Genomic DNA, 14,300 nt, shown 5'->3' on the forward strand with positions numbered 1-14,300 from the left:
AATAAAGGAGGAATTCCCCATGAAATCTACGAACATTCCTGAAGTCCATCTCGGCATTATTGCCGTCAGCCGTGACTGCTTCCCCATCGCCCTGTCCACCCAGCGCCGCGAGAACATCGTGGCGGCCTGCAAGGCCAAGGGCACCGAGATCTACCAGTGCCCCGTCACCGTGGAGAACGAGGCCGACATGGAGAAGGCCGTGGCCGACGTGCAGGCCGCGGGCTGCAACGCCCTGACGGTCTTCCTGGGCAACTTCGGCCCCGAAACTCCCGAAACCCTGATTGCCAAATACTTCGACGGCCCCGTCATGTACGTGGCGGCTGCCGAGGGTGACGGCGACATGATCAACGGCCGCGGCGACGCCTACTGCGGCATGCTGAACTGTTCCTACAACCTGGGCATGCGCCATCTGAGCGCCTACATCCCCGAGTACCCCGTGGGCACCGCCGAGGAGCTGGCCGACAAGATCGCCGAGTTCGTTCCCATCGCCCGCACCATCCTGGGCGTCAAGAACCTGAAGATCATCTCCTTCGGCCCCCGTCCCCAGGACTTCTTCGCCTGCAACGCCCCCATCAAGGGTCTGTACGAGCTGGGCGTGGAGATCGAGGAAAACTCCGAGCTGGACCTGCTGGTGTCCTACAAGGCCCATGCCAACGATCCCCGCATCGCCGATGTCTGCGCCGACATGGCCGCCGAGATGGGCGAGGGCAAGTACTATCCCGACCTGCTGGCCCGCATGGCGCAGTTTGAGCTGACCCTGCTGGATTGGGCCGACGCCCACAAGGGCAGCAAGAAGTATGTGGCCTTCGCCGACAAGTGCTGGCCGGCCTTCCCGTCCCAGTTCGGCTTTGAGCCCTGCTTCGTCAACTCCCGCCTGGTCAGCCGCGGCATCCCCGTCTCCTGCGAGGTGGATATCTACGGTGCCCTGTCCGAGTACATCGGCATGTGCGTCACCGGCGACACCGTCACCCTGCTGGACATCAACAACAGCGTGCCCAAGTACATCTACGACGAGGAGATCGCCGGCAAGTTCCCCTACACCCTCACCGATACCTTCATGGGCTTCCACTGCGGCAACACGCCGTCCTGCAAGATGTGCGCCGACCGTGCCGTCAAGTATCAGCTGATCCAGCATCGTCTGCTGGAGCCGGCGGGCAGCGAGCCCGACTTCACCCGCGGCACGCTGGAAGGCGACATCGCGGCTTCCGACATCACCTTCTACCGCCTGCAGTGCGACAGCGAGGGCAACCTCCGCGCCTACATCGCCCAGGGCGAGGTCCTGCCTGTGGCCACCCGTTCCTTCGGCGGCATCGGCATCTTCGCCATCCCCGAAATGGGCCGCTTCTACCGCCATGTGCTGGTCCAGAAGCGCTACCCGCATCACGGCGCCGTGGCCTTCGCTCACTGCGGCAAGGCCCTGTTCGAGGTCTTCAAGTATCTGGGCATCGGCGACATCGCCTACAACCAGCCCAAGGCCCTGCCGTACCCCACCGAGAATCCCTGGGCGTAATCATCGGAAAGGAAGTTTTCTGTCATGAAATTCTTCATTGATACCGCCAACGTGGAGGAAATCCGCAAGGCCAACGATATGGGCGTCATTGCGGGCGTCACCACCAACCCCAGCCTCATCGCCAAGGAAGGCCGTGACTACGCCGAGACGCTGGCGGAGATCGCCACCATCGTGGACGGCCCCATCTCCGGTGAGGTGAAAGCCACCACCACCGACGCCGAGACTATGGTGAAGGAGGGCGAGGCCATCTACGCCCTGGATCCCAAGCACATGGTGGTCAAGATCCCCATGACCGCCGAGGGCCTCAAGGCCATCAAGGCACTGTCCGCCAAGGGCATTCCCACCAACTGCACGCTGATCTTCAGCGCCAACCAGGCGCTGCTGGCGGCCCGTGCCGGCGCCACCTATGTCAGCCCCTTCCTGGGCCGTCTGGATGACATTTCCCAGCGGGGCATCGAACTCATCGAGACCATCCACGACATGTTCCTGAACTATCCCGATATCCAGACCCAGATCATCGCCGCCAGCGTGCGCAACCCCATCCACGTGACGGACTGCGCTCTGGCCGGTGCGGATATCGCCACGGTGCCCTACAAGGTCATCGACCAGATGCTCCATCATCCGCTGACCGATTCGGGCATCGAGAAGTTCAAGGAAGACTACTGCAAGGTCTTTGGTGAATGATATGACGAAAGAAGAGCGTTTGGGGCTGCAGATTGCAGCCTGCAAGGTGCGGATGGGCATCATCGAGGCCACCCACGGGGCAAAGTCCGGTCATCCGGGCGGCAGCCTGTCGGCGGCGGATCTGTTCGCCTATCTGTACAACCAGGAGATGCGGATCGACCCCGCCAACCCGAAGTGGGAGGACCGGGACCGGTTCGTGCTCTCCAAGGGTCACACGGCGCCGGGACTGTACAGCGCGCTGGCCTACCGGGGATTTTTCCCGGTGGCCGACCTGCCCACCCTGCGTCACATCGACAGCTACCTCCAGGGTCACCCCAACATGAACACGGTGCCCGGCGTGGATATGTCCACCGGCAGCCTGGGCCAGGGCGTTTCCTGCGCCGCAGGCATGGCCAAAGCCGCCAAGTACCTGCACAAGGACGATGTTCGCGTCTACACCTTGCTGGGCGACGGCGAGATCGAGGAGGGCGAAGTGTGGGAATCCTTCCTCTTCGCCGCCAAGTACAAGCTGGACAATTTCTGCGTCATCATCGACCTGAACGGCCTGCAGATCGACGGCCCCACCAGCGAAGTCATGCCCACCGACCCGGTGGACGCCAAGCTGCGGGACTTCGGGTTCCGCACGGTGTCCATCAACGGCCATGACTTTGTCCAGATGGATGATGCCTTCCAGTACTTCCACTGGCAGACCGGCGCGCCCACCGCCATCCTGATGCATACCACCAAGGGCAAGGGCGTCAGCTATATGGAAAACCAGGTGGGCTGGCACGGCAAGGCCCCCAACGATGAGGAATACAAGATCGCCATGGAGGAGCTCAAGGCCCAGCTGGCGGGACTGGAGGCACAGCTATGAGTGAGGTCAAAAAGATAGCCACCCGGGACAGCTACGGTGCGGCGCTGGTGGAACTGGCGCAGGACCATCCCGACGTGGTGGTGCTGGATGCCGACCTGGCCGCCGCCACCAAGACCGGCGTGTTCAAGAAGGCCTACCCCGACCGTCATTTTGACTGCGGCATTGCCGAGAGCAATATGATGGCCACCGCCGCCGGCATGGCGGCCATGGGGCTTGTGCCTTTCGCCTCCAGCTTTGCCATGTTCGCCGCGGGCCGCGCCTTCGAACAGGTGCGCAACTCCATCGGTTACCCCCACCTGAACGTGAAGATCGGTGCCACCCACGGCGGCATCTCGGTGGGCGAGGACGGTGCCTCCCACCAGTGCTGCGAGGATTTCGCGCTTATGCGCTCCATCCCCGGCATGACGGTGCTTTGCCCTGCCGACGACGTGGAAGCCCGCGCCGCCGTCAAGGCCGCCTATGAGCACGAGGGCCCCGTCTACCTGCGGTTCGGCCGCCTGGCGGTGCCGGTATTCCATGACGAAGCCAGCTTCAAATTTGAGATTGGCAAGGGCGAGCAGCTCACCGAGGGCAACGACGTGGCGATTCTTGCCACCGGCCTGGAGGTGGGCGAAGCCCTCACTGCCGCCGAACATCTGAAAAACGAGGGCATCCAGGCCCGGGTCATCAACCTCTGCACCATCAAGCCGCTGGACGAGGAAATCGTCATCAAGGCGGCCAAGGAATGTGGTGCCGTCGTCACCTGCGAGGAGCACAGCATCCTGGGCGGCCTGGGCGAAGCGGTGGCCGCGGTGCTGGGCGAACAGTGCCCCACCAAGATGCGCCGTGTGGGCGTGAAGGATACCTTCGGCCATTCCGGCCCGGCGTGGGATCTGCTGGAACAGTTCGGCCTGCGTTCGGACGCCATCGTCGCGGCCGTGAAGGAGCTGGTCTGAGAGGACCGGGAAAGCCATGTTTGAACTGTGTGCTTCCATCCTGGCGGCGGATTTCGCCCATCTGTCCCGGGACGTGCAGACGGCGGAGGCGGCCGGTGTGGATGCTTTCCACATCGACATCATGGACGGCCACTTTGTGCCGGCCATCTCCTTCGGCACCGGCATGGTGCGCACCATGCGCAGCCTGACCCATAAGCCGCTGGATGTTCACCTGATGGTGGACCGCCCGCTGGATTTTGTGGCGGAACTGGCGGCGCTGGGTGCGGAACGGGTATCGGTGCACGCCGAAGTGCCGGGCGGCCCCGGCGAGGCCCTGGCGGCCATCCGGGCCGCGGGTATGCAGGCGGGCCTGGTGCTCAATCCCGAGACGCCGCTGGAGACCGCAACGCCCTATCTGCCACAGATTGGCCAGCTGCTGCTCATGACGGTGCAGCCTGGGCGGGGCGGACAGCCCTACCTGCCGGGCAGCAACGCCCGAATTGCAGCGGCCAAGGCCATGCTGGCAACCGCGCCCCACCCGGTGACCATCCAGGTGGACGGCGGCATCACGGCCAGGACCCTGCCCGGTGCTTACCAGGCAGGAGCGGGCAGCGTGGTGTCGGGCAGCGCAGTGTTTGCCGGACCCATTGCCTTCAATGTAAGAGCATTGCGGTACGCCATTTAAACTTGCGTATCGCTCCCTATTCAAAAACGTGCCGGTCCTTTTGGGCCGGCACGTTTTGTTTTGCGGCAAAAATGTCTGCCTTGACTTTGGTCCGAAATCGTACTATACTCTTGGTACGAAATCGTACCAAGGAGGCAGTTCCATGCAAGGAAAAACCCGGGCATCGTTGAACCGGTTCAACTATCTTTTGGGGGAGACCGAGGCCCTCTACCACGAGATGGCCCACGCCCTGGGCGTATCGGACAGCGCCATGAAGATCCTGTATGCGGTGTGCGACGCGGGGGAACCCTGCCCGCTCCAGGAAGTCCGCCGCCGCAGCGGCCTGACCAAACAGACGGTGAATTCGGCGCTGCGCAAATTGGAAGGGGAGGGCATCCTCTATCTGGAAAACACCCACCGCCGGGGCAAGCAGGTGCGGCTGACCGAAGCCGGGCGGGCACTGGCGGCGCGCACGGCGCTGCCGGTCATCGACATGGAGAACGATGTCTTCGGCGCCTGGTCGCCCGAGGATGTACAGACCTATCTGGCACTGACCGAACGGTTCCTCAACGATATGCGGCAGCGTGCCGCTGCACCGGGAGGGCCGTTGGCATGAAGATTCGTCTGTCGGAACATTTCGGCTATGGCCGGCTGCTGCGTTTTACGCTGCCCTCCATGGTGATGCTGGTATTTTCCTCCATCTACGGCGTGGTGGACGGCTTTTTCGTCTCCAACTTTGTGGGCAAAACCGCCTTCACGGCGGTGAATTTTATTCTGCCCTTCCTCATGATCCTGGGGTCGGTGGGGTTCATGTTCGGCACCGGCGGCGGGGCGCTCATCGCCAAAACCATGGGCGAGGGGGACGACCGCCGCGCCAATGAGCTGTTCTCCCTGGTGGTGTACAGCTCGGTGGTGTGCGGTGTGGTGCTGGCAGGACTGGGCTTTCTGCTGCTGCGCCCCCTGGCGGTGGCCCTGGGCGCCGAGGGGGAGATGCTGCAGGACTGCCTTACCTACGGCACCGTGCTGCTGCCCGCTATCCCCGTCTATGTGCTGCAGTATGAATTCCAGTGCCTTTGCGTCACGGCGGAAAAGCCCCAGCTGGGCCTGTGGGTCACGGTGGCCTCGGGGCTGACCAACATGGTGCTGGACGCCCTGCTGGTGGCGGTGCTGGGTTTCGGACTGCCGGGGGCCGCGGCGGCCACGGCGCTGAGCCAGTGCGTGGGCGGTCTGCTGCCGCTGGCCTGGTTTATCCGCTGCCGCACCGGACGCCTGCGCCTGGGTGCCGCCCGGTGGGACGGCCGGGCACTGCTCAAAACCTGCACCAACGGTTCCTCGGAACTGATGAGCAACATCTCCATGTCGCTGGTGAGCATGCTCTACAACGCCCAGCTGCTGCGCTACGCCGGGGAGGACGGCATCGCCGCCTACGGCGTGCTCATGTACGTCAGCATGATCTTCCAGGCGCTCTTTGTGGGCTACTCGGTGGGAACAGCCCCGGTGGTCAGCTACCATTTCGGCGCCGGCAACCGCACCGAGCTGCGCAGCCTGCTGCGCAAGAGCGGCATCATTCTGGGGGGCTTCGCGGCGGTGATGTTCCTGGGAGCCCGGCTGCTGGCAGGGCCGCTGTCCCGCCTGTTTGTGGGCTACGACGCCGCTTTGCTGGCCATGACCCTGCACGCCTTCGCCATCTTCTCCTTCGCCTTTGTCTTTTCGGGATTTTCCATCTTCGGGTCTTCCTTCTTCACCGCCCTCAACAACGGCCTGGTGTCGGCCGCCATCTCCTTCCTGCGCACGCTGGTGTTTCAGGTGGTCTGCGTCCTGGTCCTGCCGCTGCTGTGGCAGGTGGACGGCATCTGGGTGTCGCTGGTGGCGGCGGAGGTCATGGCGCTCTGTGTCACGCTGACCTTTCTGCGGGCCCAACAGCGGGTGTATCACTACTGAAACACCCATCCCCCGGCGGTAAAGCTACGGCCGGGGGATGGGTGCCCGGGCGGTGCTGCGCATGGGACCGTCCGGATCTATAGGATGGCGCAAAGCCTTGTGGGTTGTCTGGCCTTGACCGGGCGGTTGCCCTCGCATGGTCCAAGGCACAGTGGAAAATGGTGCGGGCGCTGCCCGCTTTGTTTCTGTTGACGATATACAGTATACCGGCCGAATGTGTGCAACCCATCAAAGGTCTTTGAACAAACCCCGAACAACTTTTAAAAAAAGTATGACGCCCCGTGCCAGGACGGTACGGGGCGTCTTGATGTTTTTACAGCGGACCGGGCCGGGGGCCGCGGCCCAGCGCCTTGTACAAAAGGTTCATCAGCTGGTCGCGCTCGTCGGGGGTCAGGTTGGAAAGGGCCTCCTCGTCCCAGTCGAAAAACACCTGGTGGCTGGCGGCAAAGGCCTGCCGGCCCTTCTCGCTCAAGGTCAGCCGGTAGACCCGGCCCTCCTTCTCCCGCACAAGAAAGCCGCTTTCCACCAGCTTCAGCACGGTGCGCTGGCTGTGCCCCCAGTCCAGGTGCAGGGCGGCGGTGAGTTCGCTCTGGGTGCAGCCGGGGTGCTTGCCCACATAGATCACAAAAAACAGCGTGCCGAAACTCAGCCCCCACTGGTGCAGCCGCTGCGAGGTGTAATGGCTGAACCGCCGGTAGAGCACCGTGCAGGCGTAGGAAAAGGTGCGGAACATAGACGGGACTCCTTTCTTGCTGTCCAACAGTATACCATCGGAAACTTGCCTTGGTCAAGTAAAAAAGCGGAACAAAAGGGGCAAATTCTCATCCCGCTCTCATTTTTTTATGGTATCATAATAAAAAAGAGGAAAGGGGACAGAACGTATGCGGATCCTTGTGGTGGAAGACCAGCCCGAGATGAACGCGCTGCTGGTCAAACAGCTGAAGGCGGCCCGGTACAGCGTGGACAGCTGCCTGACGGGCACCGACGCGCTGGATTATCTGGCGGGAGGGGAGTACGACGCGGTGGTGCTGGACATCATGCTGCCGGGGGTGGACGGGCTGGAGGTGCTGCGCCGCCGCCGGGCGGCCGGGGACAAGACGCCGGTATTGCTGCTCACCGCCCGGGACGGCATCGACGACCGGGTGAAAGGACTGGACAGCGGCGCCGACGATTACCTGGTCAAGCCCTTTGCGCTGCAGGAACTGCTGGCGCGGCTGCGGGTGCTGATCCGCCGCAGGGCCGACCAGGTCAGCGACGTGATCACGGTGGGGGACCTGCAGGTGGACTGCATCGCCCGCACGGCCGCCCGGGGCGGCCAGGGCATTGTTCTGTCGGCCAAGGAGTTTGCCGTGCTGGAATACCTGGCCCGCAACGCGGGGGTGGTGCTCTCCCGGGAGCGGATCAGCCAGGGCGTCTGGAACTATGACTACGAGGGCGGCTCCAACGTGGTGGATGTCTACATCCGCTACCTGCGCAAGAAAATCGACGAGGGGCACCCCTCCAAACTGATTCACACGGTGCGGGGCGTGGGCTACGTCCTGCGGGAGGAAGTATGAAGCGTCTTTCCATTACCCTGCGGGTCACGCTGCTTTACACCCTTTTCATGGTGCTGCTGGCGGGGCTTTCGCTGGGATTTCTGTTCCACGCAGGGGCGCAGTCGGCCCGGCAGGCCACGCTGGACCGCATGCAGACCATGGCCGAGGACAGCGGCCGCTACCTGGAAGTGAAGGACGGCCAGCTGGACATTGACCGGGACCTGGAAGCCTTCGACGACGGGGTGTATCTCTCGCTGTACGACACGGCGGGGGTGCCCCTCTACGGCTTTGTGCCCCGGGATTTCGACAACTCGGTGGTGTTTGCCGACGCCGCGCTGCGCACGGTGGAAAGCGGCGAGCGGCAGTGGTATCTCTACGACGAGCAGATCGAGGTGGAGGACTACGGCCCCGTGTGGGTGCGCAGCATCGCGGCGGCCGACGCGCTGGAATCCACCCTGGGTACTCTGTGGCGGACGGCGCTGCTGGTGCTGCCGGTCTTTGTGGTGCTGGCGGCGGTGTGCGGGTATCTGCTCACCCGGCGGGCCTTTGCCCCGGTGCGGCAGATCACCCAGACCGCCCGGGAGATCGGCGCGGGGAATGATCTTTCCCGCCGCATCGGACTGACCGGCCGCAAGGACGAAATTTACACGCTGGCCGCCGAATTCGACGCCATGTTCGCCCGGCTGGAGGAGGCCTTCGACCGGGAGAAGCAGTTCACCGACGACGCCTCCCATGAACTGCGCACCCCCACGGCGGTGATCCTCTCCCAGAGCGAGTACGCCCTGGAAAACACCGACCCCCAGGGGGAGACCCGCGCGGCGCTGGAGAGTATCCACACCCAGGCGGCGCGGATGGCGTCGCTGCTCTCCCAGCTGCTGTTGCTGGCCCGGGCGGACAAAGGCCGCCAGGTGGTGCAGCGGGAAACGGTAGATCTGAGCGAGCTGGCTGCCATGGTGGCCGAGACCGAGGCGGAACAGGCCGCCGGGCAGAACATCACGGTGGAGACCGACCTGGAACCCGGTGTGACGGTGCAGGGGGACGAGACGCTGCTCATGCGGCTGCTCATCAACCTGACGGAAAACGCCATCCACTACGGCCGCCCCGGCGGCCATGTGAAGCTGACGCTGCGCCGCCGGGAGGGCGAAGCGGTGGGCACCGTGGAGGACGACGGCATCGGCATTGCGGCGGAAGACCAGGAGAAGATCTGGCAGCGGTTCTGGCAGGCGGACCCTGCCCGCAGCGGCGGCGGGGCCGGGCTGGGACTCTCCATGGTGCGGTGGATCGCCGCGGCCCACGGCGGCCGGGTGACGGTGCAGAGCGAACCGGGCAAGGGCAGTGTCTTTACTTTCTGGATTCCCTGCGAAAAAAATGAAAAGGTTTAATGTGGCTTTAATCTTTCCCGGGTATACTGAAAGCACAACAAAACAAACCACACCTTACCCGAAGGAGGAAATACAGATGAAAAAGTCTACCCTGTCTCTGATCGCTGCCGCCGCCCTCACCGCGCTGCTGCTCACCGGCTGCGCCGAAGCCGCCGGCTACAACGGACTGCGCCAGCAGGCCACCACCGCCAGTGAATCCACCCCCCAGGATGCCGTCAATGTGGCGCCCCAGTCTGCGGCATCCACCGCTCCCACCCCGGCGCCCACGGCCCAGGCGCCGGTGGCTGCCCCGGCCAGCGAGACCACGGCGGGCATCGCGGGCAGCGCCGACCCTAACAGCGGCTATATCTCCAAGGACACCGCCAAGGCCACGGCGCTGAACCATGCGGGCCTCACCGAAGCCGACCTGAAGGCGCTGCGCATCACGCTGGACTACGACGACGGCCGGGCGGTCTACGACGTGGAGTTCCTGAAGGACAACGCCGAGTATGACTACGAGATCGACGCCACCACCGGCGACATCCTCTCCTACGACTACGACGCCGAGAACCTGGCCGCCCAGGCGACCACCGGAAGCCCCGTGACGGCGGACCAGGCCAAGCAGATCGCCCTGAACCACGCCGGCGTGGCGGAGAGCGATACCCGGGCCATGGAACTGGAGACCGACCGGGATGACGGCCGCACGGTGTACGAATTCTCCTGGAAAGTGGGCTTCACCGAGTACGACTACGAGATCGACGCCGACACCGGCGCCATCCTGAGCTACTCCCAGGAAGAGGACTGAACCACAGCCGGAAGGCGCCCTGCAGGGCGCCTTTTTTCGTTGACAGGGCATTTCCCGGTGAGTACGATAAAATCAGAAAAATTTTTAAGCGGCGGTGAATGGATAGAGCGAGCGGATTCGTATTCCAGGTGAAAGGAACTTTTCACACACCAAAGGAGGATTACGATGAAACGAACTGCTATTATGATCGCTGCCACAGCACTTGCCTGCACGGTGGGCGCCACCGGGGTATGGGCCGCCGGGCCGGGCCGCGCGGGACTGCAGCGCGCCTGCCATACGGCACAGTGCCTTTTTACCGATGAAAACGGCGACGGGGTCTGCGACTACCATGCCGACGGCAGCTGCCGCTATGACACCGACGGGGACGGAATCTGCGACCACGCCGGGCAGGGCCGGTACTTTGTGGATGAAAACGGCGACGGCATCTGTGACAACCGGGGCACCGGCTGCAACGGAAACGGCTGGGGCTGCCGGGAGTAAAGGAAACGATGGGGGCGTGCCATGCGCAGCGAACAAGAGGTCAACCGGGCGGTGGAGCAGTACGCCGACACAGTGCGGCGCTCTCCGGCGGGGAGCCCGCCCAGAGTACCGCCGAAATCCTGGCCACCTGCGAAAGCTCCGCACCTCAAAAGGAAAACGAAAAGGAAAACGGCCACCACGGGGAGGGCCATCACGAGGAATAAACCAAAAGGCGCACAGGAAATTTATCCTGTGCGCCTTTTTGGTTCAGTTGTCCCACACAAACCGGGGCTTGTCCGCCAGGGGAAATACCCCCAGCGCCGTGCCGGTCAGGGTGTCTTCGGTCATTTTTACGGCATGGATACAGCCGCTGTCGTAGGTGTGGTAGTAGTAGACGCCTTCTTTCCCGTCGCAGCAGCAGGCGTAGGTGGTCTCGTCCAGACGGCCCTCGGGGGTCTCCACGCTGCCCCGCACCATGGAAACGGCGTCCAGAAGGTGGAAAAACTGGCTCACCTGCCCGGGGCGGTCCTCCGGGAAGGCGGCATGGTGACGCAGGAAGGCCGCCTTCACAAACCGGGACAGGGGGGAGGCATCCCCGGGCAGGCCCAGGGCGCCCAGCCCCTGGCCGTAGACCGCCAGGTCCAGGCCGGGGGCAAAGGTGTTGTCCGGTGTGCGGGGGGAGAGGTGCCGGTAGTTGTTCAGGTTGGCAAGCTGGTAGGGGTAGGGCGGGTTGTTGGTGAGCACCCCCACGGCGTCGTCGTGAAAGTGCAGCCCGTCGGCCAGGGGTTCCATCACAAAGCCGCCGTCGGGGCCGGCCACCTGCCAGTGGAGCGCCGCCAGCGGATACCCCGGCGCAAAGGGGATGGCCGCCAGCCGCACGGTGGCCAGCAGCGTCCGGGCTTCGGCCGCCGTGGCACAGCTGCCCAGCACCAGGGGGATCAGCTCATAGGGGGCCAGGTTCAGCAAGCCGGGGGCGGGCTCCTCAAAGTAGACGGCATTGCCGGGAAAGTACAGCCCCGCCATATACAGCCCCTTCTCGTTCACCGCCTCGGCGTAGAGCGGGGTGTCCCGGGCCACGCTGGCCATGCCGATCATCCCGTAGTGGTGGCAGAGCGGCTCCCGGTGATGAAAGGTGAATTCGTGATCCCGGGGCGTGATGACCACCTGCTCCCCGAAATGGTATTCCAGATCCAGATTGCGACCGTACAGCCCGCGATCCCAAAAGGCAATGCTGGTACACATGGTATAGCCTCCTTGTTGGCTTTTCTTACAGTATACCCGCCCGGCGCGCCCCGGACAATCCCTGCATAAAAAAGTTACATTCCCCCTTGACAGAGGCCGCAAACCGGCCTATACTATACATCAAGAAATTTTGATGTGAGGTGAGCCCATGGATTCCTACGAGCAGGACGCCAAGATCTTCAAGGCGCTGTGCGACCCCAAGCGACTGGCCATCCTGGAACAGCTGCGCAGCGGCGAGAAGTGCGCCTGTAAATTGCAGGAACCCCTGGCGCTGACCCAGTCGGGGCTTTCCTACCACATGAAGATCCTCTGCGAATCGGGGCTGGTGCTGGCCCGGCAGGAGGGCAAATGGACCCACTACCGCCTCAGCGCCGAGGGTCAGGCCCGGGCCGTCCGGCGCCTGCTGGCCCTGACCACCCCCAACGCCGAGGCGCCTGCCTGCGGCTGCAGCGGGCAGTGATCTTTTGCCGCGCCCTCTCCGCGCGGCAGTTTTTACGGCCAAAACATCAAAAAATCTTGATATGACAAAAGGGGGACTTCCCAATGAATCTCTGGCTGTTTTTCCAGAATCAGGTGCTGGGCATGCAGTGGCTCAACACCCTGGTGGGCAACCTGCTCACCGCCCTGGGGCTGGACACCGCCTCCCGGCTGGGCGGCAGCGTGCAGTTCTTTCTCTATGACACCATCAAGATCACCGTCCTGCTGCTGGTGCTGATCTTCGCCATCTCCTGGGTGCAGAGCTACTTCCCGCCCGAGCGCAGCCGCCGCATCATGGGGCGGTTCCACGGTCTGGGTGCCAACACGGTGGCGGCACTGCTGGGCACCGTCACGCCCTTCTGCTCCTGCTCCTCCATCCCCATCTTCATCGGCTTCACCGGGGCGGGGCTGCCTCTGGGCGTCACCTTCTCCTTCCTGATCTCCTCCCCCATGGTGGACCTGGGCAGTCTCGTGCTGCTCACCGGCGTCTTCGGCATCAGGGTGGCCGCCGCCTATGTGGTGTTGGGTCTGGTGGTGGCGGTGGCCGGCGGCACCCTCATCGAATCCCTGCATATGGAGAAATACCTGGAACCCCTGGCCCATGCGGGGGCCGGTGCCGACCTGGATGCCCCCACCCTGACCACCGCCGATCGGCTGCAGTACGCCAAAGGACAGGCGCTGTCCACCTACCGCAAGGTGCTGCCCTACCTGCTGGTGGGCGTGGGCGTGGGTGCCGTCATCCATAACTGGATCCCCCAGGCCTGGGTGGAAACGGTGCTGGGGTCCGGCAATCCCTTCGGCGTGCTGGCGGCGGTCATCGTGGGTGTGCCCATGTACGCCGACATCTTCGGTACCATCCCGGTGGCCGAGGCGCTGCTGGCCAAGGGCGCCCAGCTGGGCACCGTCCTCTCCTTCATGATGGCAGTCACCACGCTGTCGCTGCCGTCGCTGATTCTGCTGCGCAAGGTGGTCAAACCCAGGCTGCTGGCGCTGTTTATCGCCATCTGCGTGGTGGGTATTGTACTGGTGGGCTATCTTTTCAACGCCCTGCAATTTGTTCTGATCTGATTCTGGGAGGTATACGTTATGAAACTGTTTGGTAAAAAAGAATCCGTACAAACCGAGACCGGCAACGAGGCCGTCAAGGTGCTGGGGGGCGGCTGCGCCAACTGCCATGCCCTGGAAGCCGCGGCCAAGGCGGCGCTGACCGAGCTGGGAGAACCGGCGGAAGTGGGTCACATCACCGATTTTGGCCAGATCGCGGCCTGCGGCGTGCTGCACACCCCGGCCCTGATGGTGGACGGCAAGGTGGTGTCCAGCGGCCGGGTGCTGACCAAGGAGGAGGCCAAGGACCTCATCCGGAAAGCGCGGAACCAGGCATGAGCGGCAAACCGAAAGTGGCCTTTGTCTGTGTGCACAATTCCTGCCGCAGCCAGATCGCCGAAGCCCTGGGCCGCCTGCTGGCCTCCGATACCTTTGAGAGCTACTCCGCCGGCACCGAGACCAAACCCGCCATCAACCCCGACGCCGTGCGTCTGGTGAAGGCCCGGTACGGCGTGGACATGGCGGCCACCCAGCGCAGCAAGCTGCTGGCCGAACTGCCGCCGGTGGATGTGGTCATCACCATGGGCTGCAACGTGCAGTGCCCGGTGCTGCCCTGCACCCGGCGGGAGGACTGGAGCCTGCCCGATCCCACCGGCCAGGACGACGGGGCCTTTACCGCCGTCATCGACGAGATCGAGCGCCGGGTCCTCCGGCTGCGGGCGGAACTGCGCGCCGGCGATTGACGCCGCCATCGGGGCGTGTTATACTGGATTCAATCCAAAAATCACACAAGGCAGGAAACTGCAATGCA

The 14,300-nt window shown here is 63.8% G+C and carries 17 protein-coding genes; 15 read left to right on the forward strand and 2 right to left on the reverse strand.

The annotated features are described in order from the left end of the window. Positions 1-19: 19 nt before the first annotated feature. The 7 genes from ABGT73_RS01425 to ABGT73_RS01455 all read left to right on the forward strand — a co-directional run bounded on the left by ABGT73_RS01425 (position 20) and on the right by ABGT73_RS01455 (position 6,566). Positions 20-1,510 carry a fucose isomerase gene (locus ABGT73_RS01425; RefSeq protein ID WP_346668070.1) on the forward strand — a complete coding sequence of 497 codons (1,491 nt, stop codon included), beginning with the start codon at positions 20-22 and terminating at the stop codon, positions 1,508-1,510. Between the two features lie 24 nt (positions 1,511-1,534). Further along, positions 1,535-2,194 carry a fructose-6-phosphate aldolase gene (fsa, locus tag ABGT73_RS01430; RefSeq protein WP_346668071.1) on the forward strand — a complete coding sequence of 220 codons (660 nt, stop codon included), beginning with the start codon at positions 1,535-1,537 and terminating at the stop codon, positions 2,192-2,194. A 1-nt stretch (position 2,195) separates the two neighbouring features. Further along, positions 2,196-3,047, forward strand: coding sequence for a transketolase (locus ABGT73_RS01435; protein WP_346668072.1), 852 nt, complete (start codon positions 2,196-2,198; stop codon positions 3,045-3,047). Continuing rightward, positions 3,044-3,982 carry a transketolase family protein gene (locus ABGT73_RS01440; protein ID WP_346668073.1) on the forward strand — a complete coding sequence of 313 codons (939 nt, stop codon included), beginning with the start codon at positions 3,044-3,046 and terminating at the stop codon, positions 3,980-3,982. The genes ABGT73_RS01435 and ABGT73_RS01440 overlap by 4 nt, the downstream gene beginning before the upstream one ends. 16 nt (positions 3,983-3,998) lie before the next feature. Then, positions 3,999-4,646, forward strand: coding sequence for a ribulose-phosphate 3-epimerase (locus tag ABGT73_RS01445; RefSeq protein ID WP_346668074.1), 648 nt, complete (start codon positions 3,999-4,001; stop codon positions 4,644-4,646). Positions 4,647-4,788: 142 nt separating this feature from the next. Continuing rightward, complete coding sequence (locus ABGT73_RS01450) at positions 4,789-5,241, forward strand: MarR family winged helix-turn-helix transcriptional regulator (RefSeq protein ID WP_346668075.1); 453 nt, start codon at positions 4,789-4,791, stop codon at positions 5,239-5,241. Beyond that, entirely contained in the window at positions 5,238-6,566 is a 1,329-nt protein-coding gene (locus tag ABGT73_RS01455; RefSeq protein WP_346668076.1) for an MATE family efflux transporter, read from the forward strand. The genes ABGT73_RS01450 and ABGT73_RS01455 overlap by 4 nt, the downstream gene beginning before the upstream one ends. Positions 6,567-6,879: 313 nt before the next feature. Here ABGT73_RS01455 and bilQ read toward each other — a convergent pair whose 3' ends face one another. Further along, positions 6,880-7,299 carry a bilirubin utilization transcriptional regulator BilQ gene (bilQ, locus tag ABGT73_RS01460; RefSeq protein ID WP_346668077.1) on the reverse strand — a complete coding sequence of 140 codons (420 nt, stop codon included), beginning with the start codon at positions 7,297-7,299 and terminating at the stop codon, positions 6,880-6,882. Positions 7,300-7,447: 148 nt separating this feature from the next. Between bilQ and ABGT73_RS01465 the strand changes: the two genes are divergently transcribed. The 4 genes from ABGT73_RS01465 (at position 7,448) to ABGT73_RS01480 (ending at position 10,747) form a co-directional block, all read left to right on the forward strand. Next, the gene (locus tag ABGT73_RS01465) at positions 7,448-8,122 is read left to right on the forward strand and encodes a response regulator transcription factor (protein WP_346668078.1); all 675 of its coding nucleotides are present in this window, start codon (positions 7,448-7,450) and stop codon (positions 8,120-8,122) included. After that, complete coding sequence (locus tag ABGT73_RS01470; RefSeq protein ID WP_346668079.1) at positions 8,119-9,483, forward strand: HAMP domain-containing sensor histidine kinase; 1,365 nt, start codon at positions 8,119-8,121, stop codon at positions 9,481-9,483. The genes ABGT73_RS01465 and ABGT73_RS01470 overlap by 4 nt, the downstream gene beginning before the upstream one ends. A 76-nt stretch (positions 9,484-9,559) precedes the next feature. Continuing rightward, positions 9,560-10,267, forward strand: coding sequence for a PepSY domain-containing protein (locus ABGT73_RS01475; protein WP_346668080.1), 708 nt, complete (start codon positions 9,560-9,562; stop codon positions 10,265-10,267). A gap of 165 nt (positions 10,268-10,432) precedes the next feature. Beyond that, entirely contained in the window at positions 10,433-10,747 is a 315-nt protein-coding gene (locus tag ABGT73_RS01480; protein WP_346668081.1) for a hypothetical protein, read from the forward strand. 246 nt (positions 10,748-10,993) lie between these two features. Here ABGT73_RS01480 and bsh read toward each other — a convergent pair whose 3' ends face one another. Further along, on the reverse strand, positions 10,994-11,968 hold the full coding sequence (bsh, locus tag ABGT73_RS01485) for a choloylglycine hydrolase (protein ID WP_346668082.1): 975 nt from the start codon (positions 11,966-11,968) through the stop codon (positions 10,994-10,996). Between the two features lie 148 nt (positions 11,969-12,116). Here bsh and ABGT73_RS01490 point away from each other — a divergent pair, with 148 nt between their 5' ends. The 4 genes from ABGT73_RS01490 to ABGT73_RS01505 all read left to right on the forward strand — a co-directional run bounded on the left by ABGT73_RS01490 (position 12,117) and on the right by ABGT73_RS01505 (position 14,232). Further along, positions 12,117-12,428 (forward strand): metalloregulator ArsR/SmtB family transcription factor, encoded by a 312-nt coding sequence (locus ABGT73_RS01490; RefSeq protein ID WP_346668083.1) that lies wholly within the window; start codon positions 12,117-12,119, stop codon positions 12,426-12,428. Between the two features lie 83 nt (positions 12,429-12,511). Continuing rightward, positions 12,512-13,513: a permease gene (locus ABGT73_RS01495; RefSeq protein ID WP_346668084.1), complete on the forward strand. Its 1,002-nt coding sequence runs from the start codon at positions 12,512-12,514 to the stop codon at positions 13,511-13,513. Between the two features lie 18 nt (positions 13,514-13,531). Beyond that, the gene (locus ABGT73_RS01500; protein WP_346668085.1) at positions 13,532-13,828 is read left to right on the forward strand and encodes a thioredoxin family protein; all 297 of its coding nucleotides are present in this window, start codon (positions 13,532-13,534) and stop codon (positions 13,826-13,828) included. Next, complete coding sequence (locus ABGT73_RS01505; protein ID WP_346668086.1) at positions 13,825-14,232, forward strand: arsenate reductase ArsC; 408 nt, start codon at positions 13,825-13,827, stop codon at positions 14,230-14,232. Before ABGT73_RS01500 ends, ABGT73_RS01505 begins: the two co-directional genes overlap by 4 nt. Positions 14,233-14,300 lie beyond the last annotated feature (68 nt).

The organism is uncultured Subdoligranulum sp., from assembly GCF_963931595.1.
Classification (GTDB): Bacteria; Bacillota; Clostridia; order Oscillospirales; family Ruminococcaceae; genus Gemmiger.